Genomic DNA, 23,532 nt, shown 5'->3' on the forward strand with positions numbered 1-23,532 from the left:
CCGGCGGCAAGCTGCATTGGCGCCGTCTGCTGGCCTTCCTCGGGCCCGGCTACCTGGTCGCGGTCGGCTATATGGATCCAGGCAACTGGGCCACCGACCTCGCCGCCGGTTCGGGCTATGGCTACGCGCTGCTGTGGATCGTGCTGATGTCCAGCCTGATCGCGATGCTGCTGCAGACGCTGGCGGCGCGATTGGGCGTGGTATCCGGCATGGACCTGGCGCAGGCCTGCCGGCAGCATTCGAGCAAGCGCTCGGCGCTGGCGCAATGGCTGCTGTGCGAGCTGGCGATCTGCGCGACCGATCTGGCCGAGGTCATCGGCACCGCCATCGCGCTGAATCTGCTGTTCGGCATTCCATTGACCTGGGGCGTGGCGGCGACCGTGCTCGACGTGCTGCTGATCCTGGCGCTGCAGCAGCGCGGCTACCGGCAGCTGGAGGCGGTGGTCATCGCGCTGCTGGCCGTGGTGTTTCTCTGCTTCGCGATCAACCTGGTGCTGGTGCAGCCGCAATGGGGCGAGGTCGCGCGCGGCTTCGTGCCAAGCACGCGCGTGCTGACCGACACCAACATGCTTTACATCGCGATCGGCATCGTCGGCGCGACCGTGATGCCGCACAACCTGTACCTGCATTCGTCGATGGTCGGGCCGCAACGCATCCGTCGCGGCAACGAAAGCCTCGGCACCACGCTTGCCTATTACACGGTCGACATCATGCTGGCACTGGTGATCGCCTTCTTCATCAATGCCGCCATCCTGGTGACCGCGGGCGCGGTGTTCCACACCGGTGGCATGCACGAAGTCAACGACCTGCGCGCCGCCTACCAGCTGCTCGGGCCGCTGACGGGCACCGCGATCGCCAGCGTGCTGTTCGGCGTCGCGCTGCTGGCCTCGGGTCAAAGCTCCGCGGTCACGGCGACGCTCGCCGGGCAGATCGTGATGGAGGGCTTCGTCAAGCTGCGGCTGCCCGCGTGGGCGCGCCGGCTGCTGACGCGCGGCATCGCGGTGGTACCGGCGATGTTCGTCGCGCTCGCCTACGGCGAGGCCGGCATCGGCCAGTTGCTGGTGCTCAGCCAGGTCATCCTGAGCCTGCAATTGCCGTTCGCGGTGGTGCCGCTGATCTGGCTGACCAGCCGCCGTTCGGTGATGGGCGCCTACGTGAACAGGCCGTGGGTCACGGTGCTGGCAGTGATCGCGGTGACGTTGATCATCGGCATGAACGTGACGCTGCTGGCGACGACCGTGTTGCCCTAGCGACAGCCATCGCCAAGGCGGGAGCGCAAGACAACGCGCGTTGCCGACGTCCAAAGGAAAAGAGGCGGCCAGATCGGCCGCCTCGTTCTTCATCGCCCAACATCTCGACGCGCGCAGCGCTCAGGCCTTGCCCGAGGGAGTCTTGGGCGAGCCCGATGCCGCACCGCCTGCACCGGGTGCGCCCGGCGCGACGGTGTCGGTCGGCAGCTCGGACTCGTCGACGCTGCCCAGATCCGCGCCCGTGACCGGATCGCTGTTGACGTCAGACTCGGTGCGCATCGCCGCCGCTTCCACCGCGCTGGCCTGGGTCGGCTCGAGCTGGACTTCCGGCATGCCGCTGCCGCCATCGACCGCCGGCGGCGGATTCTCGACGAACTCGAACGTCGAATCGGCATTCCACGGGCCGCGCAGCGCGTCGCCCTGCGACATCTTGTAGTAGACGCTGGCGAACTCCGGCATCGGCGGCGCCTTGCCCGGCGGGAAGCTGGGCTGGATGGAGTACAGGGCCTTTTCGAACGACTTCTGGTGCGACACCTCGCGCGTCATCAGGAAGCCCAGGGCTTCCTGCACGCCGGGGTCGTCGGTGACGTTGATCAGCCGCTCGTAAATGATCTTGGCGCGGGCCTCGGCCGCGATATTCGAGCGCAGGTCCGCGGTCGGCTCGCCGATCGTGTCGATATAGGCCGCGGTCCACGGCACGCCGCCCGAGTTCGTCAGCGGCGGGCCGCCGCCATACAGCAGCTGGGTCACGTGGCTGTCATTGCCGGGGCCCGACAGCGAACGATAGAGCTCGGCTTCCTGTTCGACGCCCTCGGCAAGCTGACCCTTGGCCCCCTTGTTCAGCATGGCGACGATCGAGCCGATCACCTCCAGATGGCTCAGTTCCTCGGTTGCGATATCGAGCAGCATGTCCTTGCGGCCGGGATCGTCCTCGGCGAGCGCTTGCGTGAAATAGCGCAGGGCGGCAGCCAGTTCGCCCTGCGGACCGCCGAACTGCTCAAGCAACAGATTGGCCAGGCCCGGATCGGGCCGTGCTACGCGTACGGTGTACTGCAATCGTTTGTTGTGAATGAACATGGGGATCCTCCGATCTCGGTCAACGGACATCAAGCAGGGACTCAAGCGGTACTTCACGCCGCATGGGCGTGGGTTGCGCTGCAATGCCCATGCCCGCAGCGGGGAACGGCGCGGAGAATCGCCGTCGCGGACACGGCCGCCGGAGCCGCGGGGGCGAGACCGGGAAGGGAGGAGGGCGCTTATCGTAGTTGCGGTCCGGTGAAATTCGGCAAACGTGTAAAACTTTCGCCTTCGGCTCTGTGCTGCGCGGGATGTCGCAAGCCGGCAACGCTTGCGGTCAATCTCGGCCGAGTCGCCTCAGCGCGCCGCCTGCGTCACCGGCAGCGCCTTCAGATGGAGATAGAGCGCGGTCAGGTCGGTGTCGCTCATCTTGGCCAGGCTTTCGAACGGCATCACCTTGCTGACCTCGGTGCCGTCCGGCCGCACGCCGGTGCGCATCATCTCGATGAAGCGATCCGGCGTGCGGTAGCGCAGCATCACGGCACCGGGCCGCAGGTCCGCGGCGGCCGGCCAGTCCGGCGGCGCGCCCGGAATCTTGCCCCCAGCCAGATCGGCGCCGTGGCAGCCGATGCAGGCATTGGCGACATAGGCGCCATATGCGGCCGTGGGCGCGGGCTCCAGCGCCGGCGACGGCGGACGGCTGTGGTCGATCTTTGCGGCCGCGTCCTCGATCATGCCGAAGCCGTACAGCACGCGCGCCATCATCGGCAGGCGGATCTCGGTCATGCCGCTGAGCAGCGGCGGCAGGCTGCGCATATAGGCGACCAGCGCCGACAGGTCCTCGTCGCTGAGCTGGTTGTAGTCCTCGCTCGGCATGATCATCAGCGGCCGGCCGGAGGGCGCGACGCCGTGGCGGATCGCCAGCACCCAATCGCGTTCGCGATAACGCGCGACATCCGGATTGCCGGCGGTCACATTGGGCGTGCGCACGAACATGCCACCCGGGTCGTTGATCATCACGCGGCCGCGGCCGTCGGCCCCGTGGCATTCCATGCAGCCGCGCGATTCATACAGATATTTGCCGCGCGCCAGCGCTTGCGCGTCATCGCGGTAAGCGACGGGAACCGCTGGCACATGCACCCGCCGCTGTGCCTTGCGTTCGGCGAGCAGAATGCCGGTCGCCAGCACCAGGCCCGCGACGACCACCAGTCCGGCGATCGTCCAACCCGCAATACGGATCACGCGCTTCATCGTCGCCCCTGTCGATGCGGAAAGGCGATATTGCAGCGATGGCGGTGGTAGCGGTATGTGCGCGAGCGCACCGAGGCGCAATGAGCGTCAGTCGCGGCGGGAGTCGCGGTATGAGAGGCAAAAGCGAAAGCCAGTTGGTTTCCGCGGTAGCGGCCTTGCGGTCATGGCGCAAAGATGGCAGCCCCATGTCCTCAAGGAGAGTTATCAATGTCACCCATTGCCATCCACGCCCAGCGGCCGTTCGACATGCCGCCGGTCCTGCCGCAGGCGAAGTCCCCCGATCAGCGTTACGCAATGTCGCCGCAGGATGCCGCCAATGTGCTGCTGATGAACCTGCTGATCGTCAACCTGACCGCCAACGCATTCGCCCCCCGGGCATCGGCGCCGATCCAGATCAATGCGGTCGTGCTGATCGACAATGCCGGCAAGCTGTCGGCGGCCATCGTGGTGCTGTGGCCGGCGGGGAATCCGGAGCCGCAACCGAAGCAGCGCGACGAACGGCAGAGCGAGCGCGCCAGACAGCAGCGTCATCGGCCCGAATCGTCGCACACCACGCCGCAGCCTCAGCGGCCCGAACCGGCGTACAGCGCGCCCCCGCCGCAGCGATCCGAACCATCGCACAGCGCGCCCCCGCCGCAGCGGCCCGAACCATCGCACAGCGCGCCCCCGCCGCAGCGGCCCGAACCATCGCACAGCGCGCCGCCCCCGCAACGCCCCACCACTCCCGTCAATCCCTACGCGCCCGACGGATGGAGCCATGACCGTCTGCCGCACGAAATCCTCGGGCTGAACGCCGGCGAGACCGATGTCGCGAAGATCGGCAAGGCGTTCCGGGCGGCGTCGCTGAAGGCCCATCCCGACAAGGGTGGCACTCAGGAGGCAATGCAGGCGGTGTCCGCGGCGCGGGACTTCATGCAGGCCCAGGCGGAACAGGCGACCGCAGGCCCGGGTGCCCGCTAAGCGGCTTCTCACCAAGCGGCTTCTCACCAAGCGGCTGCCCACCAAGCGGCTGCCCACCAGGCGGCAGACAGCATAGGCGCCCCGAGGCGCCAACACTGGCCCGTCCAGCGCAACACGCGGACGGGCCAGTCTGTTTCCAGTCTGTTCTCAGTCGACCTGCGCGCCCGATGCCTTGACGATGCGCGCCCACTTGTCGATATCGCCCTTGAGCTGGGTCGCGAACTGCTGCGGCGTGGCCGACAGCGCTTCGGCCCCCTGCGCGCCCAGCTTTTCGCGCAGCGCGGGGTCGGCCAGCGCGGCCTGCATGGTCTGGGCCAGCTTCTGCGTGATCTCCTTCGGCGTCCCCTTGACCGCGAACAGGCCGACCCACAGGTCGCCGCTATAGCCAGGCACCGTCTCGCCGATGGCCGGGATGTCCGGCGCGAACGGCGAGCGCCTGGCCGAGCTGACGCCCAGCGCGCGGACCTTGCCGGCCTTGATATGCGGCAACACGGAGGGCAGGCTGGCGAACGCCATCGGCACCTGATTGCCCAGCACATCGTTCAGCGCCGGTGCGACGCCCTTGTAGGGCACATGCTCGAGCTGGATACCGGCCATGCTGTTCAGCATCTCGCCGAGCAGATGGTTCAGCGTGCCGTTGCCGGCCGACGCAAAGCGATACTGGCCCGGTTTCGCCTTCGCCATCGCGATCAGTTCGGGCAGCGACTTCGCCGGGAAGGCGGGATTGACCACCAGCACGTTGGGCACGGTCGCGACCAGCGCGATCGGCTCGAAGTCCTTGATCGGATCGAATGGAACCTGGCGGTACAGCGACGGATTGATCGCCTGCGTGCTGCTGATCGTCATCAGCAGCGTATAGCCGTTCGGGGTCGCGCGGGCCGCGAACTGCGTGCCGATATTGCCGCCGGCGCCGGGCCGGTTCTCGACGACGACCTGCTGGCCGAGCCGTTGCGACAGATCGGCGGCCACCAGCCGGGCCACGATGTCGTTGGTCCCGCCCGGTGCCTGCGGCACGATCATCTGAATCGGCTTGCTGGGCCAGTTGTCGGTCGGGCTTGCGGCACCGGCCTGCGTGGCGCCGAGCAGTGCCACCGCTGAAACGACGCAGGCCAGGGCCTGGCGAATGCCTTGCATGATGTCTCCTCCTTGTTGACGCGCACCTCGGACGCGCACCTTGGTCGCGCAGCTTGGTCGCGCAGCTTGGTCGCGCAGCTTGGTCGCGATGCGCGAGCGACTTTACCGAAGGAGAACCGCGGCGGGAAATTCAATCTGCGACTACGGGCATAAGCGCCGCTTATCGGCGGCTTGACGCGCGTGTCGGCGGACCTTACTTCTCGAGGAAGGGCAGCGCGTGCGCCAGCAGCACGTCGGGCGCTTCCTCGGCGATATAGTGCCCGCACGGCAACGGGCCGCCGTCGACGTCAGACGCCACGCGCTGCCATTCCCGTAGCGGCTGGAAGCAGCGATGGACCACGCCCTGTTCGCCCCACAGCACCAGCAGCGGCATCGTCAGGCGCTTGCCGGCCTCGCGATCGGCGCGGTCGTGTTCGAGGTCGATGCCGGCGGCAGCGCGATAGTCCTCGCAGACGCCATGCGCGGCGCCCGGCAGCGCGGCACAGCGCTCGTATTCGCGCAGCGCACGCGGATCGAAGGGACTCAGCCCGGCGCTGCGGCCGCCCATCAGGTCGCGGATATAGCGCGACGGATCGGCCTCGATCAGCCGCTCGGGCAGCGGTGCCGGCTGGATCAGGAAGAACCAGTGCCAGTACGCGCGGGCGAAGGCTTCGGTCGTCTGCTCGTACATGGCCAGCGTCGGCGCGATATCGAGCAGCACCATGCGCTCGATCGCGGCGGGGTGGTCCATGCCGAGCCGATGGGCTACCCGCGCGCCGCGGTCGTGCGCCAGCACGCGAAAGCGTTCGAAACCGAGCGACTGCATCACGCGCAGCGCGTCGCGCGCCATCGTGCGCTTGCTGTAGTTGCCGTGGTCCGCGGCACCGGCCGGCTTCGACGAATCGCCATAGCCGCGCAGGTCGCAGGCCACCACGGTGAACCGCTGCGCCAGCGTTGGCGCAACCTTGTGCCAGATCGCATGCGTCTGCGGATGGCCGTGCAGCAGCAACAGCGGCGGCCCGTCACCGCCGACGACGGCATGGATCGTGACCTCGCTGTCGGTCTCGACGTCGATGCTGCGGAATTGCGGGAAAAGGGAAAGGTCCACGGCGCGATCTCCGAACGGGAATCGCGCCATTCTAGTGCGTCGGCGGCGCGGGATTGGGCGCCTGCCAGGCAACACAAGGCTAACTGGCAGGAAAGAACGGCCAAGGGATGGCGCCTGTGCCGCCGAGCCGCCGCCGCCGCGCCCAAGGCGCCGCCCCGACATCAGGCCGCCACCGCCTCCGAATTGAGCAGCCGCAGCGTCTGCGGGTTGGTCAGCGGAATCTCGGCCGCGCGCAGCCGCTTCAGGATGTCAAACAGCAGATCGCTCTTGGTGCCGCCGGCGATGCGCGGGCTGGAGACGAAGCCGGTCACGGTCAGCGTGATGCCGTTCGGCGCGAGCTGGCTGAAGGTCACCGACGGCGCCGGGTGCTCGAGGATCGCCTCGTTGTCGGCGTAGGCTGCGAGCAGCATGTCGCGCACCTCCTCGGGATCGATGTTCAGCGGGAAGGTCAGCGTCAGCGAGGCCACGCCCAGCGTGCTGTTGTTCATCGTCACGTTGCGCACGCTCTGCGAGATCAGCTGCGAATTCGGCACGATCATCGTCGAGCGGTCGCCCAGCTGGATCTCGGTGGCGCGCACGCTGATGCGGCGGATATCGCCCTCGACGCCGCCGATATTGACCATGTCGCCGACCTTGACTGGCCGCTCGGTCAGCAGGATCAGCCCCGAGATGAAGTTCTTGACGATCTCCTGCAGGCCGAAACCGATGCCGACCGACAGCGCGCTGACGATCCAGGCCAGGTTGTCCCAGCGCACGCCCAGCAGCGACAGCGTCATCAGCACCAGCAGCACGTAGCCGATATTGCTGAACAGCGTGACCAGCGAGGCGCGCATGCCGGGCTCCATGCCGGTCTTGGGCAGCAGGTCCGCATCGAGCCAGCGGCGCACCGAACGCAGGATGTAGACGCCCACGCCGGTAGCGATCACCGCGTTCAGGATGCGCTCCGGCATGATGTTCATCGCCCGCAGCCGCTCGCCGCCCAGCACCATCAGCAGGCTGTCGAGCAGGTCCTTGGGCGTGGTGCCGAAGCCCCCGGTCAGCAGCGCAATCACCGCCATCAGCAACAGCAAGCTCGAGCCGAGCCCCGACAGCACGGTCGACACCTGGTCCAGATGGCTGTCGCCGAGCCCGAACAGTTGCTTGATGATCCGGCCGCTCGAATAGTTGACCGAGAACAGGCTTTCGCAGGCATCGCGCGTCAGCTTGGTCAGCAGATAGAGGCTGCACAGCACGATGTCGAACCAGACGATCTCGTAGGTCAGGAAGCGGGCGAACGTGATATAGCCGGTCAGCAGCGCGGCCAGCGTGACGACGATGGTGACGGTCAGCGCGGCCAGCACGATGCCGGTCAGCGTCGAGCCGCTGCCCGGCCGCTCGCCGGCCGCGACCAGCCTCGCACGCACGCGGTTGGCCCGCAGCAGCGCGGCGCCGATCGTCAGCGTGACCACCAGCGAGACCAGGCCGCGTCCGAACAGCGTGACCTGCACGCTGGTGTCGATCGTGCGGTTCAGCTGCTCGATGGTGCCGGCCAGCAACAGCAGGCCCGCCAGCACGATGGGGAAGGGCCGCAGCGCGCGGGCGATGTCGTCGTGCAGCGACGGCAGGCGCCAGGTCGGATGGCGCGTGCACAGCAGCGCGCGGCCCAGGCCGGCGATCAGCGCGCTGGTCATCGTCAGCTTGATCAGCTCGTCGGCCAGATCGCGCATCGGCTCGGACAGCTCGTAGTCGCGGGTGAAGGCAAACAGGACGATGCGCACCGCCAGCGCGGTGGTCAGCACCGTGGCCAGCGCGGTCGACAGCGCCAGCGCGCTGCGCCGCAGCCGGTGCTCCGGCAGCCGGTGCAGGCAAACCCATGCCATGCCGCGCTCGATCAGCCGGCGGCCCAGCGACCAGATCGCGAAGGCCAGCGCCAGCAGCATCACCGTGCCGGTCCGGTGTTCGGCGTCCCAGGCCTGTTTCGCCATCGGCGTGATCAGCGAGCGCAGCGATTCGAAGCGCTGCCGGTCCTGGCGGCTCGGGTCGAATGCCGGCATCCAGAAGTCGCCGCTGAGGATGCTGTTGGAGCGCAGCGCGACCTGGTCCTTCAGATGGCCGCGCTGCAGCTTGGCGATCTGCTCGGCCAGATTGCCCAGGCTTTCCTTGTCCTCTTCGGCCTTCGTCAGTTGCTCGTCGAGCGCCTTGGCGCGCCCGTTCAGCTCGGCGCGCTGACGGGCCACCGCGGGCGCCTCCGATGCGCTGCCATCGGCCGGCGGCGGGCCCAGCAGATCGATCTGTGCCTGTACCTTGGCGCGCTCGGCCACCAGCGTGCCGCTCAGCGTATCGACGTCGGCCAGCAACCGGTGCACGGCGTCGTCGAGCTCGGTCAACTGGTTGCCGCTGGTGTCCCTGGAGGCTTGCTGCTTGATGCGGTCCTGCTCGGTCTGCAGCCGCTTGAGCTCCGCGCTGGCCGCGGCGGCGGAGAACGGGGCCGCAGGCTTGTCTTCGGTCTGGGACGGCTCGTCCGCGCCCAAGGCCGCAGGCGCCGCGGCGGGTAACAAATGCAAAAAGACGATCAGCAGCAGGCTGAGCGCCATTCCGGGAAGTCGACGCATGTAGGGAGCACCTTTGAGCCGGCGCCTGCAGGCGCCGGACGTTGCCGTGGGGTCATCCGATGCGTGCCGGACGTCGCGCCATGCCGCGGGAAGTGGGCACGGCCACGAGCGGGCGTCGCAGCCAACGCGGATGGACGCCGCCGGCACTGGAAAGCCCGGAATTATACATACGTCGTCGAACGCCACCGCAAAAGTGGCTAATTAGCCTCTATCGTGCGGAATGGTGGATGCCGATGTCAGCCGGCAAGCGCCATCGCATTAGCGCCGGAAGCGCTCCACCACCGCCAGCAGACGGTCGCAGGCAGCCGCAACCTGCTTGGGCGGCGCCGTCGCGATGCCGAGCAGCAGGCCGGATCGGGCGCGAGCCGGCGACGCATACCAGACCGACAGCGGCGACGGCGCGATGCCGAACGCCGCCGTTTCCTTCGCGATCGCGACATCGGCGCTGCCATCCGGCAGCGCCAGCAGCACGGCCAGCCCGGTCGGGGCCGCCGCGTCGCCGACGCGCGGCCGCAGATGGGCCAGCAGCCCGTCGCGCTGCGATGCATAGAGCCGCTTGGTGCGCCGCAGATGCCGCAGGTAGTGGCCGTCCTGCATGAACTCGGCGGTGGCGAGCTGGATCGACGACGCCGGAGCGGGCGCCAGACAGGCCGCGATCTCGGCGAAGCGGGACACCAGCGACGGCGGCGCGACGACGAAGCCCAGCCGCAGGGTCGGGCTGATGGTCTTGCTGAACGAGCCGATGTGGATCACGCGTCCGGCGCGGTCCAGCGAGGCGAGGGCAGGCGCCGCGCGGCCCTCGAGCCGCAGTTCGCTGAGGTAGTCGTCCTCGATGACCCAGGCGCCTTGCGCCGCGGCCCAATCGAGCAACTGCAGTCGCCGCGGCAGCGACAGCGTGCCGCCGAGCGGGGCCTGCTGTCCGGGCGTCAGCACCACCACCGCCGCATCCGGCGCGTGCTGGATGCCATAGTCCACATCGATGCCATCGGCATCCACCGGCACCGGTACCAGCGACAGGCCCGCCAGCTCCAGGCCGCGGCGCGTGTACGGAAAGCCCGGGTCCTCCGTCCAGGCCTTGCGCCCGTCCAGGCCGAGCACCCGCAATGCCAGCCCGAGGCCGCCGGCGAATCCGCCGGTGATCAGTACCTGCGAGGGCGAACACTGGATGCCGCGCGCGATGGCCAGGTAGGCGGCGATTTCGCGGCGCAGCGCGGCTTCGCCGCGCGGGTCCGGATAGAGCGCGGCGGCGCCGAGTTCGGCGCGCGCGGCATGGGCGCGCACCCGCGAGAACAGCTTGGCCGGAAGGCTCTGCTGGGCCGGCACGCCCATCTGGAAGATCGCCGGACCGGCCATGAATTCCAGATATCTGTCCATGAACGAGCCGGGATCGGGCCGCTCGTCTGCATCGGGGCGCCGCGCGGGCCGGTCGGCGACCCGGGTGCCGCTGGCGCGCGAGGCGACGACGAGCTGCGCATCGGCCAGCTTCTCGTAGGCCGCCTTGACCGTGCCGCGCGCGACGCCTAGCTGGGTCGCCAGGTCCTGCCATGACGGCAGCCGCGCGCCGGGCGCCAGCACGCCGTGTTCGATGGCGTTGCCGATGCCGTCGCGGATCTGGTCGGCCAGCGGCGTCCTGGCGGACCGGTCGAGGGCGAGATGCAGGGGCTGGGTCATGGCCGGTTGATGGCCCGGTCACGGCTGCGGTGACCGGGCGCGTAGTACATGGAAATCAATCATTCTTGGTTCTTTTATTTGTACCAGCGCGCGACCAGAATGGGAACACTTATCTGGAGAGTGTCCCGTGAATATCCGATCCTTGATTGGCGTCGCCTTTGCCGCGACTTACGCCACTGCCGCTGTTGTCTGGAGCATGTCCGCCTTCGCCCATGGCGCGGGAGAAACCGTCACCGAGAATTTCAACCAGCGGATCCCCAACGTGCCGGGCAAGTCGCTGATTGCCGTGGTGGTCGACTATGCGCCGGGCGCCGCATCGCCCGCGCATCTGCACGCGAACTCGGCGTTCATCTACGCCTACGTCGTGTCGGGGGCGATCGAGTCGCAGGTCAATGACGGCCCGAAGCGCATCTACCGGGCGGGCGAGAGCTTCAGCGAGTCGCCGGGCTCGCGCCACCCGGTCAGCCGCAATGCCAGCGCGACGCAGCCCGCGAGGCTGCTGGCCGTGTTCGTCGTCGACACCAGCGACAAGGTGCTGACCACCCCGATCCATTCCTCTGTCACCAAGGAGTCAAAGCAATGAGCAAGCGTCTCGACTACAACCAGATCGCCCCGGCCGGCATGAAGGCGCTGGGCGGTGCCTACGGCTACGTGATGCAGTCCGATCTGCCGCCGGTGCTGGTCGACCTGGTCTACCTGCGCGTGTCGCAGATCAACAACTGCGCCTACTGCCTCGACATGCATACGCGCGACCTGCTGAAGAAGGGCGTCAAGGTCGAAAAGCTTGCGCTGGTCCAGGCCTGGGCGGAGGCCGGCAATCTGTTCGACGAGCGCGAGCGCGCGGCGCTGGCGTGGGCCGAGTCGGTGACGCGCGTCGCGCAGACCGGCGTGCCGGATGCCGATTACCAGGCCGCCCGCGCGGTGTTCGACGAACGCGAACTGGTCGACCTGACCATCGCGATCGGCGTGATGAACCTGTACAACCGCATGGCGATCAGCTTCCGCAATACGCCGCAGGCCGCGCTGGCGCAGTAAGCGGCTCGTTCAGCCGTTTCCGATCCATCTCCGAGGAGTACCGCCGTGGCGACCGACAACATCGCGGGCATCGCGATTCCCGACAGCAAGCTCGCCCGCGAGGCGACCGAACTGATCCGCGATACCGAGAGCGACCTGCTGTTTCACCACTCCGTTCGCGTCTATTTGTGGGGCAGCCTGCTGGGACGCCGGCGGCAGTTCCGTTTCGATCCGGAACTGCTCTACGTCGCGGCGTTGTTCCACGATATCGGCCTGACTTCCCGCTATCGCGAGAGCCAGCTGCGTTTCGAAGTCGACGGCGCCAATGCCGCGCGCGACTTCCTGCGCAGCCACGGCATCGCCGAGAGCGAGATCGCGACGGTGTGGGCGGCCATCGCCCTGCATACGACGCCGGGTATTCCGGAACACATGCATCCCGAGATCGCGCTGCTCCAGGCCGGAGCGGGAATGGACGTGGCAGGGCGGGGCTTCGAGCATTTCGGCGACGACGAGCGCGCAGCGGTGATCGCGGCCCATCCGCGCGGTCACGGCTTCAAGCACGGCATCATCGACGCCTTTTATGAAGGCATGAAGCACCGGCCCGATACCACGTTCGGCACCTTCAACGACGACGTGCTCGCGTTCAAGGATCCAGGTTTCCGGCGCGGCAACATCTGCAGCATCATTCTCGGCTCGCGCTGGCCGGATTGAGTCCGGGGCTCACAACTGCGACGGGGCTCGTTCAGGCTTGCTGGCTGCGAGGCTTCAGCCGTTGGACCCCCTCGAACACCAGCATGCCGGCCGCCATCGCGCCGACGAAGCCGGCTGCCTTCGGATAGCCGGCTCCGAGCGCCACCAGGGCGGGGCCCGGGCAGAATCCGGCCAATCCCCAGCCGATGCCGAATGCCGCGCTGCCCAGCACCAGGCGCAACGTGACGCCGGTCGCGGCGGGAAGCTGCATCGGCCGGCCCAGCAGCGAGCGCTGGCGCCGATTCGCGAGGAAGAACGCCGGTGCCGCGACGGCAATCGCGCCGATCATCACGAAGGCGAGCGAAGGATCCCATGCGCCGGCCATGTCGAGGAAGCCCAGTACCTTGGCCGGGTTCGCCATGCCGGACACCATCAGGCCGATGCCGAACAACAGTCCGGCGACCAATGCGGCAATCGCGGTCATGTCAGCCGCCCACCAGATGACGTTGCACGAAGACGGTCAGCAGCCCCGTGCCGATGAAGGTCAGCGTGGCGACCAGCGAGCGGACCGAGCCCCGTGAGATGCCGCATACGCCGTGGCCGCTGGTACAACCGCTCGCGTAGCGGGTTCCCAGCCCGACCAGAAAGCCGGCGATCAGTATCTGACCCCAGCCACTGTCGATGTCGGCCGTTGCCGGCATGCCCAGCAGCGCAGCGAGCACAGGGACGCCGATCAGTCCCGCCAGAAAGATCAGGCGCCAGCCCGTGTCCCCGCGCGGCAAACTCAACAGACCGCCCAGGATGCCGCTGATGCCGGCAATCCTGCCGTTGAACAGCACCAGCACGGCGGCCGCCAGTCCGATCAGCAGGCCGCCAAAGAAGGAGAGGCCCGGCGTGAAGTTGGCAACATCGATTTGCATATCCGTTCTCCTGACGCGCTATTCGACCTCGCCGTCGTCGGCGTCGTCGGCCCTGGCGTCCTGCTCGTGGCGCATCGCCGCGGCCGTCAGCGTCGTGGCGACCGCCGGCGCGGCTTCCTTGCGTTCGCTGTAGCGGTCCGTCAGATAGTCCGATCGGTCGCGCGTCAGCAAGGTGAACTTGATCAGTTCCTCCATGACGTCGACCACGCGATCGTAGTACGAGGACGGCTTCATGCGGCCATTCGCATCGAATTCCTGATACGCCTTCGGTACCGACGACTGGTTTGGGATCGTGATCATCCGCATCCAGCGGCCCAGCACGCGCAACGCGTTGACGGCGTTGAAGGACTGCGATCCGCCGCAGACCTGCATCACCGCCAGCGTGCGGCCCTGGGTCGGCCGAATGCCGCCGCTTTCCAGCGGCAGCCAGTCGATCTGGTTCTTGAAGACAGCGGTCAGCGTGCCGTGGCGCTCGGGGCTGCACCAGACCTGTCCCTCGGACCACTCGGACAGCTTGCGCAGCTGCGCGACCTGCGGGTGGTCCGCCGGCACGCTGTCCGCGATCGGCAGTTCGTGCGGATCGAACACGCGCGTTTCCGCGCCGAGGCGCTTGAGGATGCGTTCGGCCTCCAGCGTCAGCAGCCGGCTGTACGAGGTTGCGCGCAGCGAGCCGTAGAGCAGCAGGATGCGCGGCGGGTGGGTGCTGGTCTTCGCCGGCTCCAGCTTGCGCGGGTCGGGAATGTCGAGCAGCGACGGCACGACGTTGGGCAGGTCGGCGCTCATCGGCCGACCCTCCGGCCCTCGGCGTCGATGACCAGCTCACCGTCCTCCTTGGCAAACGGACCTTGCTGCGGCGAGGGCAGGATGTCCAGCACCAGTTCCGACGGCCGGCACAGCCGAACGCCAAGTTCGGTGACCACGAACGGCCGATTGATCAAGATCGGGTTCGCCAGCATCGCGTCGAGCAACTGGTCATCGGTCAGCGACGGATCGTCGAGGCCGAGCTCGGCATAGGGTGTGCCCTTTTCGCGAATGGCTTCGCGTACGCTCAGGCCGGCCTGCCGGATCATGCCTTCGAGTTCGCCGCGCGTGGGCGGCGTCTTCAGGTACTCGATGACCGTCGGCTCGATGCCGGCATTGCGAATCATTGCCAGCGTGTTGCGGGACGTGCCGCAGGCGGGGTTGTGATAGATCGTGACAGCGGACATGGCGTTTATCGGGGGGCGTTTTTCAGGAGGCTTCATACCAACGTTGCGAGCGATTGACCACGCCGACGACCAGCAGCATGATCGGCACCTCGATCAGCACGCCGACCACGGTGGCCAGCGCCGCCCCGGATTCGAAGCCGAACAGGCTGATCGCGGTCGCGACGGCCAGCTCGAAAAAGTTGCTGGCGCCGATCAGGGCGGACGGACCGGCCACGCAATGCGCCACGCCCAGTTTGCGGTTCAGCACATAGGCGAGGCCGGAATTGAATACGACCTGGATCAGGATCGGCACGGCCAGCAACAGGATGATCAACGGCTGTTCGACGATCGCATTGCCCTGGAAGCCGAACAGCAATACCAGCGTCGCCAGCAGCGCGGCGATCGAATACGGGCCGAGCGCGCCGGTCACGCGCCGGTAGGCCGCCTCGCCGCGCGCGAGCAGCAGTCTGCGGATGGCCTGCGCGATCAGCACCGGAATCACGATGTACAGCACCACCGACACGATCAGCGTGTCCCACGGCACCGTGATCGACGACAGCCCGAGCAGCAGCGCAACCACCGGCGCGAACGCCACCACCATGATCGCGTCGTTGACGGCGACCTGCGACAGCGTGAAATACGGATCGCCCTTGCACAGCTGCGACCAGACGAACACCATCGCGGTGCAGGGCGCGGCCGCCAGCAGGATCAGGCCGGCCACATAGCTGTCCAGCTGTTCGGCCGGCAGCCACGGCGCAAACAGATGCCGCACGAAGATCCACGCGAGCAGCGCCATCGAGAACGGCTTGACCAGCCAGTTGACGAACAGCGTCACGCCGATGCCGCGCCAGTGGCCCGCGACCTGTCCCATCGCGCCGAAGTCGATCTTGATCAGCATCGGCACGATCATCACCCAGATCAGCAGCCCGACCGGCAGGTTGACCTGCGCGACTTCCATCGTGCCGATCGCCTGGAACACGCCCGGAAACCACTGGCCCAGCAGGATGCCGGCAACGATGCACAGCGCGACCCAGATCGTCAGATAGCGCTCGAAAAAGCCGATGCCGCCGGCCGGCGACACCGTTCCGGCAGCCTTCGCCGTCTGTTCGGCCGCCGTCATGCCTTCGACTCCACGGCGCGCGGCGACGACACCGATACGGGGGAACAAGCGGGCACGGGGGAGCACGGATTGCCGCCGCAGCAGTTCTCCGTCAGATAGCCGAGCAGCGCGTTCATGGTCTCGTAGCGCGCCATGTAGACGATCGAGCGGCCGTCCTGGCGGCTGCGCAACAAGCCGGCGCGATGCAGCTCCTTCAGGTGGAAGGACAGCGACGAGGCCGGCATTTCCATCCGTTCGGCGATCCGGCCGGCAGGCAGGCCTTCCGGGCCGGCCTGGACGAGCATGCGGAAGACGGCCAGCCGCGCGGAATGGGCGAGGGCGGAGAGCGCTTCGAGGGCGTTTTCAGTTTCCATCGTTCGAATATATTCGAAGCATGGAAACGAAGCAAGCATGCCCATGCAATGGGCGCAACCCACGTCCTCCGGGCCCGGGCCGCTCCTTATTGGTCAGTCCAGCTTGATCCCGGCCCGAACGATGGTGCGTTCGACCCGCTCGCGCTCCTTGTCGAGGTGACTGGCAAAGGCCGCCGGGCCGGCGGCGGCCAGGCGGCTGCCGCGTCGTTCGATGGTCTCTACGTAGCGGGGCGCCCGCGAGCCGCGTTCGACGGCCTTGGCCAGCACCGCGACAATCTCGGGCGACAGGCCGGGCGGTCCGACGACGCCGAGCCACGACGAGGCCACCAGGTTCGGATAGGTCTCCGCGAGCGTTGGCAGATTCGGGAATTGCGGCAGCCGGGACGGTGCCGCGGTGGCCAGCACCTTCAGCTGTCCGGACTGCACCGCCTGCGAGACGGAGCCGAGGCTGTCGATCATGAAATCGACCCGGCCGGCGATCAGGTCGTTGGTCGCCTGCGCGCCGCCGCGATAGGGCACGTGCACGGCGTCGATGCCCGCGGCTACCTTCAGCATCTCGCCGGCGATATGCATCGTGGTGCCGATGCCGGGCGAGCCGAAGCTCAGTTCGCGCGGATGGGCCTTGCCCCAGGCGACCAGGTCCTGGACAGTGCGGAACTTCGACGTGGCCGGCACCAGGAAGACGAAGGGGCTTTCGTTGACCAGGCTGATCAGCGAGAAGCGGGTGTTCGGATCGAAGCCGAGCGACTTCTGCGTCAGCGGATTGACGACCAGCTGGCCCGGCGAGGCCAGCATCAGCGTGTAGCCGTCCGGCCTGGCGCGGCTGAGCTCCGCCGTCGCGATATTGCCGCCGGCGCCGGTGCGGTTGTCGACCACTACCGGCTGGCCGAGCAGCTCGCCCATTTCGGTGGCGATCTGGCGCGCGGTGATATCGGTGACGCCCCCGGCCGCGAAGCCGACGATCATGCGGATCGGCCGGCTGGGAAAGTCCGTCGGCGATGCAGCAGATGCGGGCGACGCGGGCGGCGCGGCCCACAAACCGGCAGCGGCGAACGCAAGCAGCACGCCAGCGAAGCGTTTCATGGTCTGTCTCCTGGATAGTTTTGTGTTCGTGGCAAGTCGCCGCTACCGCATCGAGAACCGCACGTTCTTGACCTGCGTGTTCTCCAGGATCGCGTCGATGCCACGCTCCTTGCCGAGCCCCGATTCCTTGTATCCGCCGAAGGGGGCGTCGACCGTCGCCTTGATCGGATTGTTGATCGCCAGATTGCCGATCTGCAGCGCCTGGCACAGGCGCATGGCGCGGCCTGCATCGCGTGTATAGACCACGCCCGCCAGACCGAAGCGGCTGTCGTTGGCCAGGCGCACCGCCTCCTCTTCATCGCCGAAGCGGATCAACGCCTGCGCGGGCCCGAAGATTTCCTCCTGCGCGATGCGCATGCCGTTGTCCGCCGTGGCAAACAGCATGGGCGCCACGAAATAGCCGTCGCGCAGCTCGGCCCGGTCGCCGAGTTCGGCCATCGCGACGGGCGACGCGCCTTCGTCGCGGCCGATGGCCAGATAGCCGTTGACGCGATCGAACTGCGCGCGGCTGACCAGCGGCCCCATCTCGGTGGCGGGATCGTCCGGCAGGCCGATGCGCACGCCAGCGCAAGCGGCGCGCAGCTTGTCGGCGAAGGCGTCGGCGATGTCATGCTGGACCAGCAGCCGCGTGCAGGCGATGCAGATCTGGCCGGTATTGCGGGTGATGTCCTGCAGTGCGACGCCGACCGCTGCGTCGAGGTCGGCATCGTCGAACACGATCAGCGGCGACTTGCCGCCCAGTTCCAGCGTCACGCGCTTGATCCGTTCGGCGGCGCTGCGGTAGATCGCCTTGCCGGTCGCGGTGCCGCCGGTGAACGAGACCTTCTCGACCAGCGGATGGTCGACCAGCGCCTGCCCGATGGTCGCCCCGGGGCCGTGGACGATGTTGATGACCCCGGGCGGAAAGCCGGCCTCGAGGATGGCTGCGCCGAGCTCCACGGTGGACAGCGGCGTGACCTCCGACGCCTTGATCACCGCCGTGTTGCCGGCCGCCAGCACCGGCATCAGCTTGCTGATGGTCAGCGTCAGCGGATAGTTCCAGGGCAGGATCAGCGCGACCACGCCAAACGGCTCGCGCAGCGTGAAATTGATCACCGAGGTATCGGCAACGTTCAGCGTCTGTCCGCCGATGCCCTGCGATACGCCGGCGACGTAGTCGATGCCGTCCAGCATGGTCAACAGCGACGCGCGCGTCGTGGTGATCGGCCGGCCGACGTTCCACGTTTCCAGCCACGCCAGCTGTTCGCGCCTCTCGTCCAGCGCCTGCGCGAGCTTGCGCAACAGGCGGCTGCGCTCGCGCGCCGAGGTCTTGCGCCAATGGTGGTCGAACGCGTGCCGGGCGGCGCGCACCGCAGCGTCGACGTCCTCGACGCCGGCCTGTGCGACATGCGCCAGCGTGCGGCCGTTCGACGGATTGCCCACGGCAAAGCTGGCGCCGCTGGCGGCTTGCCGTTCGGCGCCGTCGATCAGAAGGGGGTAGATGCCGGTGCGCAGCACGGAGGTCGGTTGCATGGCGAATCTCGATGGATGGAGGCGGGGTTCAGCCGCGCGGCACGTCGGGCTCGCCGCGCATCGCGGCATAGAGCGCGGCGATGTCGTCGTCCGACAGCGGCCGGCCGTTCAGGCGCGCCGATGCGTTGTTGGCCGCCGCGGCATGAACGGCGCCGAGGTCGGCCGGAACGTCGCCGAGCGCATCGAGCGAGCGCGGCAGACCGGCGAGGTCGCGCAGTTCGCACACCTTGTCGATCAGCGCCGTGGCTTGCCGCACGGTGGACACCTGCGGCGCTGCGAGGCCGCAGGTTCGTGCCGCCGCGGCATAGCGATCGGCGATCGCCGCCATGTTGAAACGCATCAGCGGCTCGCAGACCACCGCCAGCACATGCGCATGCGGTGCGTCGACGATCGCCTCGAGCGGCGTGCACAGGCCGTGGATGCCATCGACGCCGCGCAGGCTCATCGCCACGCCGGCGAGATAGCTGGCCAGCAGCATGTCGGCGCGCGCCGACTCGTCGTCTGGACAGGCCAGGACGGCGGGCAGGGCGGAGACGGTCCGGCGCAGCGCGTCGAGCGCCAGCGCTTCGCCAATTGGATGGCTGGCGCAGTTTGTTGCCGCGCCGAGCGCGTGCATCAGTACGTCGAAGCCCGTGCTGGCGGTGACCGCCCGCGGCACGGTCAGCGTCAGCAGCGGGTCCAGCGCAATCCACTGCGGGCGGCAGCGATGGCTTCGCATCACGTGCTTGCGTCCGGCCTCGTCCTTGATCAGCGCCGCGACGGTGCTCTCGCTGCCGGTGCCGGCGGTGGTCGGCACCGCGGCAAACGGCGGCACGGGCCCAGACAGCGCGGCGTCGCCGCGCTGCAGGAGGTCGGCCAGCGGCGCGTCGCTGGCCAGCACGGCGGCGAGTACCTTGCCGACATCGATCACGCTGCCGCCGCCGAGCGCGATCAGCCCATCGCAGTGGTGCGCGCGCCAGCGCTGCGCGGCCGCATGGACATGAGCTGCCGACGGGTTCGCGGCGACATCGTCGTGACATACCGGATCGATGCCGGCCCGGCGCAGATCGTCCGCGACGCGGGTGAGCAGCCCCGTGGCCGCCAGTCCCGCATCGCTGAGCAGCAGCGGGCGGTGCACGCCCTCACGACGGGCCCATTGCGGCAGCCGATCCACGCACCCCGCGCCGAACACCGCCTCGCCGGGCCAGCGCGTGCCGAAGTGTCCTGGCGTCGTGCCGAAGAAGGAGGCGGCGGGCATTGGCATGGCGTCGCGCATCAGATCTTCCGTCCGATGCGTTCCCAGTGCGGCGCGCGCAGCCGGTTCTTGAAGACCTTGCCCATGCTGTCGCGCGGCAACGCGTCGTGGAACTCGACGTGGCGCGGTACCTTGTAGCCGGCCACGCGTTGGCGCAGCCAGCCGCGCACATGGGACGCGTCGATCGTGCTGCCCGGCGCGCGTACCACCGCGGCGGCCACTGCTTCGCCGAATTCGGCATCGGGGACGCCGAACACCGCGCAGTCGGCGACTTGCGGATCGGCGACCAGCGCGTGCTCGATCTCGGCCGGATAGATATTGACTCCACCGGAGATGATCATGTCGCGCTTGCGGTCGGTGATGAACAGATAGCCGTCGGCATCGAGATAGCCGACATCGCCATTGGTGATGTAGCCATCGCGCTCGATCGCGCGGCGCTGGGCCTCGTTGTGGCGATAGGTGAAGGGCAGGGCGTTGTCGCCGGTATCGACATAGATCTCGCCGACTTCGCCGGGCGGCAGTTCGCGGCCCGCCTCGTCGAGGATGCGGATCGACGTGCCGGGAAACGGCCGTCCCGCAGTTCCCGGCCGCGCCAGCCATTCGGCCGCCGTCACGAAGGTGATCAGGCCCGCTTCGGTCGAGCCATAGGTCTCGTTGACGATCGGTCCCCACCACGCGATCATCGCGCGCCGCACCTCCGGTGCGCAGGGCGAGCCGCCGTGGGTCACGTTCTCCAGCGACGACACGTCATAGGCGCCACGCACCGCCTCCGGCAGCTTCAACAGCCGGACCAGCATGATCGGCACCAGCGACAGATGCGTGATCCGATGGCGTTCGATCGTCTGCAGCAGCTGCTCGGCGTCGAAGCGAGGCAGCACCACGATGTCCTGTGCCAGTTCGAGCGCCACGCGCGCGGCGGCGTTGGGGCCGGCGTGATATAGCGGACCGACTACGGCGCAGCGCATGCCGGGGCGCGCGGCGCTGGCGATCGAGCGGATGCGCAGTGAGCCCTGATGCTGGGCCGGCGTGCCCGGCAGCCGCATCACGCCTTTCGGACGGCCGGTTGTGCCCGATGTGTAAAGCATGCTGCCGACCGAGGGCACGCGATCGGCCGTCGACGGGGCGAAGCGATCCCGCCATTCGTTCCAGCACCGCGCGCCGTCGGGCAAACCGGGGGGCGATTCGGGCAGGCGGTAGGCGGCGACGATCTCCGGCGGCGTCGGCACGACCAGCAGCGGCATGCCGTCCGGTACGCCGCTCGCGATGCCGGGCAGCAGGTCCGCATGGACGACGAAGGCCTTCGCGCCGCTGTCGCGCAGGATGAAGGCCGCCTCCTCGACCTGGAAGTGCCAGTTGATCGCGACCAGATGGACGCCCAGTCGGTCGAGCGCGACGATCAACTCGAGGTACGGAATATCGTTGCGCAGCATCACCGCGACGGCATCGCCGGGCCGCAGCCCCAGCTCGGCGAAACCGCTAGCCGCGCGCGCCGCACGGTCCTGCAGCGTTGGCGAATCGATACGGCGCTCGCCGAAGTGGATGGTCAGGTTGGCTTGCATGAGGTATCGCTGTCAGGTTGTAGTGGCGTTGGCATTGGCGGGCGGCGGCGGTGCGGACAGCGACTGCAGCCGCCGCGCGGCGCCGCTTGCCTGCGCCATCAGCCGCTCGACGGTCGCGGTCACCGGCTCGATCGCATTGGCAAAGCCGATCGCAGGCCCCATCGACAACAGGCCAGTGTCCCAGTCGCCGTGCCGGTAGCCGTGATCGCGCCCAAGCTTGCCGGTCGCCAGCGCGCCGAAGTCTTCGTAGCGGTGCGCGCCGTCCGCTTCGAGCCGCCGCGTCTCGCGCACCGTGGCGTTGTCCAGCACGCGCCACGGATGCCCGGTGCTGCGCAGCGCCAGTGTGGAAGACTGCGCCGGCTGCGCGGCGAGGTAGCGCTTGTACCCGTCGTGCGCCCAGACCTCTTCGCAGGTCAGGAAGCGGGTTCCCATCAGCACCGCATCGGCGCCGAGCGCGAGCGCCGCGGCAATCTGCCGGCCATCGCCGATGCCGCCGCCGATCGCCAGCGGCACGCGCAGGCGCTCGAGCGCGAGTGCCCCGAGCGTGAAGGCGGACAGCTCGTTGGTCCCCGGATGACCGCCGGCTTCGGCCCCGACCAGCGCGACGGCATCGGCGCCGGCCTGCTCCGCCTTCAGCGCGTGTTCGACAAAGGCGCATTTGTGGATCGCCAGTCCGCCGCCGGCGTGAATCCGCTCGAACAGCGGCCCCGGCGAGGCACCCACCGTCTCGAAGTGCCGCACGCCTTCTTCCAGCGCGATGTCGAGCCAGGCAGGGACCAGGCGATTGGCGTCCGCGCGGCGCGATTGCGTCAGGTTCACGCCGAACGGCAGTCCCCGCGTCAGCGCCTTGCAGTCGCGTAGCGCGGCGCGATAGGCCGCCAGTCCGTCGAACGAGCGCGGCGTCAGGAATGCCATCGTGCCGGCGTCGACATGGGCGGCGACGTAGCGCGCGTCCGACAGCCACATCAGCCCGCCGGCAAGGATCGGATGACGGATGCCGAAGCGCTCCGTGATCCGTGTGCGGAACGATGGGGAAGCGCTGTCGTCGGCGCGAGGGCTCGTCATGATGGCGGCAGCTCAGAGCATTACAAAGCCGCCGCTGACGCCGATGCTCTGGCCCGTGATGTAGGCGGCGCGGTCGGAGGCCAGCAGGCACACCATGCCCGATACGTCCTCGGGACGCGCCAGCCGCTGCAGGCCGCGGCCGATGGGGTAGGCGTTCAACATCCTGGCCAGGCGCTCGTTGTTCTCGGGCGTCGCATCGGGATGCAAGGCGCCTTCCTTGATGCCCTCGTGCGATACCGCGCCCAGCGCCACCACGTTGACATTGATGCAGTCGCGCCCATGCTCCTGCGCGATCGCCTTGGCGAAGCCGAGCATCGCGGCCTTCGCGCCCGAGTACACCGCCAGCCGGCCTTCGCCGGCCCGGCCGGCTTCGGACATGATGTTGACGATCTTGCCGTAGCGGCGCGCCTTCATGCCGGGCAGCACCGCGCGGCAGCAATGCATCATGCCGAACACGTTGAGCGCGACGATGCGCTCCCAGGCCTCGGGCGTGGTGTCGATGAACATTGGTGCGGCGCCGCCTTTCTCGCGCCGCTCGACCAGCACGCCGGCGTTGTTGACGAGGATGTCGATCGGGCCCAGTGTCTCCTGCGCGGCCGCGATGGCCGTGTTGATGTCGTCTTCGCGCGTGATGTCGGCCACGGCGGCAAAGCCGCGGCCGCCGGCGGCCTCGATCTCGGCGACCACCGCCCGCGCCCGTTCGGCGAACAGGTCGTTGACCGCGACGCTGGCGCCCTCGGCCGCCAGATCCAGGCAGATGCGCCTGCCGACGCCCTGGCCGCCCCCGGTGACGAACGCCACCTTGCCTTGCAGATTCAGATCCATGTCGATGCC

The 23,532-nt window shown here is 68.3% G+C and carries 23 protein-coding genes; 5 read left to right on the plus strand and 18 right to left on the minus strand.

Features of this window, described 5'->3' with window-relative positions; all coding sequences use genetic code 11:
- Positions 1-1,250, plus strand: a 1,250-nt coding sequence (locus B551_RS08135; protein WP_023263847.1) for an Nramp family divalent metal transporter, incomplete at its 5' end; no start/stop codon positions are given.
- A gap of 120 nt (positions 1,251-1,370) precedes the next feature.
- On the opposite strand, the gene B551_RS08140 is transcribed toward B551_RS08135, so the two are convergent.
- Together B551_RS08140 and B551_RS08145 are read right to left on the minus strand one after the other, a co-directional pair.
- Complete coding sequence (locus B551_RS08140; protein ID WP_006577095.1) at positions 1,371-2,327, minus strand: manganese catalase family protein; 957 nt, start codon at positions 2,325-2,327, stop codon at positions 1,371-1,373.
- Between the two features lie 297 nt (positions 2,328-2,624).
- Positions 2,625-3,518, minus strand: a complete 894-nt coding sequence (locus tag B551_RS08145) for a cytochrome c (protein WP_006577096.1) — start codon at positions 3,516-3,518, stop codon at positions 2,625-2,627.
- Between the two features lie 207 nt (positions 3,519-3,725).
- On the opposite strand from B551_RS08145, the gene B551_RS08150 reads away from it, so the two are divergent.
- Positions 3,726-4,478 (plus strand): J domain-containing protein, encoded by a 753-nt coding sequence (locus B551_RS08150; RefSeq protein ID WP_043438137.1) that lies wholly within the window; start codon positions 3,726-3,728, stop codon positions 4,476-4,478.
- Positions 4,479-4,625: 147 nt separating this feature from the next.
- Here B551_RS08150 and B551_RS08155 read toward each other — a convergent pair whose 3' ends face one another.
- From B551_RS08155 to B551_RS08170, 4 genes are all read right to left on the minus strand, one after another.
- Positions 4,626-5,612, minus strand: a complete 987-nt coding sequence (locus tag B551_RS08155; protein WP_006577098.1) for a tripartite tricarboxylate transporter substrate binding protein — start codon at positions 5,610-5,612, stop codon at positions 4,626-4,628.
- A gap of 193 nt (positions 5,613-5,805) precedes the next feature.
- Positions 5,806-6,729, minus strand: coding sequence for an alpha/beta fold hydrolase (locus B551_RS08160; protein WP_006577099.1), 924 nt, complete (start codon positions 6,727-6,729; stop codon positions 5,806-5,808).
- A gap of 131 nt (positions 6,730-6,860) precedes the next feature.
- The gene (locus B551_RS08165) at positions 6,861-9,290 is read right to left on the minus strand and encodes a DUF3772 domain-containing protein (protein ID WP_023263850.1); all 2,430 of its coding nucleotides are present in this window, start codon (positions 9,288-9,290) and stop codon (positions 6,861-6,863) included.
- A gap of 258 nt (positions 9,291-9,548) precedes the next feature.
- Complete coding sequence (locus B551_RS08170) at positions 9,549-10,961, minus strand: PLP-dependent aminotransferase family protein (protein ID WP_023263851.1); 1,413 nt, start codon at positions 10,959-10,961, stop codon at positions 9,549-9,551.
- A 196-nt stretch (positions 10,962-11,157) separates the two neighbouring features.
- Here B551_RS08170 and B551_RS08175 point away from each other — a divergent pair, with 196 nt between their 5' ends.
- The 3 genes from B551_RS08175 to B551_RS08185 are packed head-to-tail and all read left to right on the plus strand — an operon-like array spanning position 11,158 to position 12,686.
- On the plus strand, positions 11,158-11,544 hold the full coding sequence (locus B551_RS08175; RefSeq protein WP_006577103.1) for a cupin domain-containing protein: 387 nt from the start codon (positions 11,158-11,160) through the stop codon (positions 11,542-11,544).
- A complete protein-coding gene (locus B551_RS08180) occupies positions 11,541-11,996 on the plus strand; it encodes a carboxymuconolactone decarboxylase family protein (RefSeq protein WP_023263853.1) in 456 nt (151 codons plus the stop codon). The genes B551_RS08175 and B551_RS08180 overlap by 4 nt, the downstream gene beginning before the upstream one ends.
- A gap of 45 nt (positions 11,997-12,041) precedes the next feature.
- Complete coding sequence (locus tag B551_RS08185) at positions 12,042-12,686, plus strand: HD domain-containing protein (RefSeq protein WP_006577106.1); 645 nt, start codon at positions 12,042-12,044, stop codon at positions 12,684-12,686.
- A gap of 31 nt (positions 12,687-12,717) precedes the next feature.
- Here B551_RS08185 and B551_RS08190 read toward each other — a convergent pair whose 3' ends face one another.
- The 12 genes from B551_RS08190 to B551_RS08245 all read right to left on the minus strand — a co-directional run bounded on the left by B551_RS08190 (position 12,718) and on the right by B551_RS08245 (position 23,523).
- Positions 12,718-13,149 carry a YeeE/YedE family protein gene (locus B551_RS08190; RefSeq protein WP_023263854.1) on the minus strand — a complete coding sequence of 144 codons (432 nt, stop codon included), beginning with the start codon at positions 13,147-13,149 and terminating at the stop codon, positions 12,718-12,720.
- 1 nt (position 13,150) lies between these two features.
- Positions 13,151-13,585, minus strand: a complete 435-nt coding sequence (locus B551_RS08195; protein ID WP_006577107.1) for a YeeE/YedE family protein — start codon at positions 13,583-13,585, stop codon at positions 13,151-13,153.
- Positions 13,586-13,603: 18 nt separating this feature from the next.
- Positions 13,604-14,368: an arsenical resistance protein ArsH gene (gene arsH, locus B551_RS08200; RefSeq protein ID WP_006577108.1), complete on the minus strand. Its 765-nt coding sequence runs from the start codon at positions 14,366-14,368 to the stop codon at positions 13,604-13,606.
- Positions 14,365-14,793, minus strand: a complete 429-nt coding sequence (gene arsC / locus B551_RS08205; RefSeq protein ID WP_006577109.1) for an arsenate reductase (glutaredoxin) — start codon at positions 14,791-14,793, stop codon at positions 14,365-14,367. The genes arsH and arsC overlap by 4 nt, the downstream gene beginning before the upstream one ends.
- A 22-nt stretch (positions 14,794-14,815) precedes the next feature.
- On the minus strand, positions 14,816-15,892 hold the full coding sequence (gene arsB / locus B551_RS08210; protein ID WP_006577110.1) for an ACR3 family arsenite efflux transporter: 1,077 nt from the start codon (positions 15,890-15,892) through the stop codon (positions 14,816-14,818).
- Positions 15,889-16,245, minus strand: coding sequence for a helix-turn-helix transcriptional regulator (locus B551_RS08215; RefSeq protein ID WP_043438160.1), 357 nt, complete (start codon positions 16,243-16,245; stop codon positions 15,889-15,891). The genes arsB and B551_RS08215 overlap by 4 nt, the downstream gene beginning before the upstream one ends.
- A 93-nt stretch (positions 16,246-16,338) precedes the next feature.
- Positions 16,339-17,328 (minus strand): tripartite tricarboxylate transporter substrate binding protein, encoded by a 990-nt coding sequence (locus B551_RS08220; protein WP_006577112.1) that lies wholly within the window; start codon positions 17,326-17,328, stop codon positions 16,339-16,341.
- Between the two features lie 42 nt (positions 17,329-17,370).
- On the minus strand, positions 17,371-18,840 hold the full coding sequence (locus tag B551_RS08225) for an aldehyde dehydrogenase (protein WP_006577113.1): 1,470 nt from the start codon (positions 18,838-18,840) through the stop codon (positions 17,371-17,373).
- Between the two features lie 28 nt (positions 18,841-18,868).
- On the minus strand, positions 18,869-20,077 hold the full coding sequence (locus B551_RS08230; protein WP_172682446.1) for an iron-containing alcohol dehydrogenase family protein: 1,209 nt from the start codon (positions 20,075-20,077) through the stop codon (positions 18,869-18,871).
- Positions 20,078-20,094: 17 nt separating this feature from the next.
- Positions 20,095-21,633 (minus strand): AMP-binding protein, encoded by a 1,539-nt coding sequence (locus B551_RS08235; protein WP_006577730.1) that lies wholly within the window; start codon positions 21,631-21,633, stop codon positions 20,095-20,097.
- 12 nt (positions 21,634-21,645) lie between these two features.
- Positions 21,646-22,698 (minus strand): nitronate monooxygenase family protein, encoded by a 1,053-nt coding sequence (locus tag B551_RS08240; RefSeq protein ID WP_006577731.1) that lies wholly within the window; start codon positions 22,696-22,698, stop codon positions 21,646-21,648.
- Positions 22,699-22,710: 12 nt separating this feature from the next.
- A complete protein-coding gene (locus tag B551_RS08245) occupies positions 22,711-23,523 on the minus strand; it encodes an SDR family NAD(P)-dependent oxidoreductase (RefSeq protein ID WP_006577732.1) in 813 nt (270 codons plus the stop codon).
- Positions 23,524-23,532 lie beyond the last annotated feature (9 nt).

The sequence above is a fragment of the Cupriavidus sp. HPC(L) genome (assembly GCF_000307735.3).
Lineage (GTDB): Bacteria > Pseudomonadota > Gammaproteobacteria > Burkholderiales > Burkholderiaceae > Cupriavidus.

Bases quoted from the DNA above. Each gene is read 5' to 3' on its own strand.
- B551_RS08195 (WP_006577107.1), bottom strand. From the start codon at position 13,585: ATGCAAATCGATGTTGCCAACTTCACGCCGGGCCTCTCCTTCTTTGGC.
- B551_RS08225 (WP_006577113.1), bottom strand. From the start codon at position 18,840: ATGCAACCGACCTCCGTGCTGCGCACCGGCATCTACCCCCTTCTGATC.
- arsH (WP_006577108.1), bottom strand. From the start codon at position 14,368: ATGAGCGCCGACCTGCCCAACGTCGTGCCGTCGCTGCTCGACATTCCC.
- B551_RS08170 (WP_023263851.1), bottom strand. From the start codon at position 10,961: ATGACCCAGCCCCTGCATCTCGCCCTCGACCGGTCCGCCAGGACGCCG.
- B551_RS08230 (WP_172682446.1), bottom strand. From the start codon at position 20,077: ATGCCCGCCGCCTCCTTCTTCGGCACGACGCCAGGACACTTCGGCACG.
- B551_RS08155 (WP_006577098.1), bottom strand. From the start codon at position 5,612: ATGCAAGGCATTCGCCAGGCCCTGGCCTGCGTCGTTTCAGCGGTGGCA.
- B551_RS08175 (WP_006577103.1), top strand. From the start codon at position 11,158: ATGTCCGCCTTCGCCCATGGCGCGGGAGAAACCGTCACCGAGAATTTC.
- B551_RS08235 (WP_006577730.1), bottom strand. From the start codon at position 21,633: ATGCAAGCCAACCTGACCATCCACTTCGGCGAGCGCCGTATCGATTCG.
- B551_RS08245 (WP_006577732.1), bottom strand. From the start codon at position 23,523: ATGGATCTGAATCTGCAAGGCAAGGTGGCGTTCGTCACCGGGGGCGGC.
- arsB (WP_006577110.1), bottom strand. From the start codon at position 15,892: ATGACGGCGGCCGAACAGACGGCGAAGGCTGCCGGAACGGTGTCGCCG.
- B551_RS08145 (WP_006577096.1), bottom strand. From the start codon at position 3,518: ATGAAGCGCGTGATCCGTATTGCGGGTTGGACGATCGCCGGACTGGTG.
- B551_RS08190 (WP_023263854.1), bottom strand. From the start codon at position 13,149: ATGACCGCGATTGCCGCATTGGTCGCCGGACTGTTGTTCGGCATCGGC.
- B551_RS08215 (WP_043438160.1), bottom strand. From the start codon at position 16,245: ATGGAAACTGAAAACGCCCTCGAAGCGCTCTCCGCCCTCGCCCATTCC.
- B551_RS08240 (WP_006577731.1), bottom strand. From the start codon at position 22,698: ATGACGAGCCCTCGCGCCGACGACAGCGCTTCCCCATCGTTCCGCACA.
- arsC (WP_006577109.1), bottom strand. From the start codon at position 14,793: ATGTCCGCTGTCACGATCTATCACAACCCCGCCTGCGGCACGTCCCGC.
- B551_RS08180 (WP_023263853.1), top strand. From the start codon at position 11,541: ATGAGCAAGCGTCTCGACTACAACCAGATCGCCCCGGCCGGCATGAAG.
- B551_RS08165 (WP_023263850.1), bottom strand. From the start codon at position 9,290: ATGCGTCGACTTCCCGGAATGGCGCTCAGCCTGCTGCTGATCGTCTTT.
- B551_RS08150 (WP_043438137.1), top strand. From the start codon at position 3,726: ATGTCACCCATTGCCATCCACGCCCAGCGGCCGTTCGACATGCCGCCG.
- B551_RS08140 (WP_006577095.1), bottom strand. From the start codon at position 2,327: ATGTTCATTCACAACAAACGATTGCAGTACACCGTACGCGTAGCACGG.
- B551_RS08220 (WP_006577112.1), bottom strand. From the start codon at position 17,328: ATGAAACGCTTCGCTGGCGTGCTGCTTGCGTTCGCCGCTGCCGGTTTG.
- B551_RS08160 (WP_006577099.1), bottom strand. From the start codon at position 6,729: ATGGCGCGATTCCCGTTCGGAGATCGCGCCGTGGACCTTTCCCTTTTC.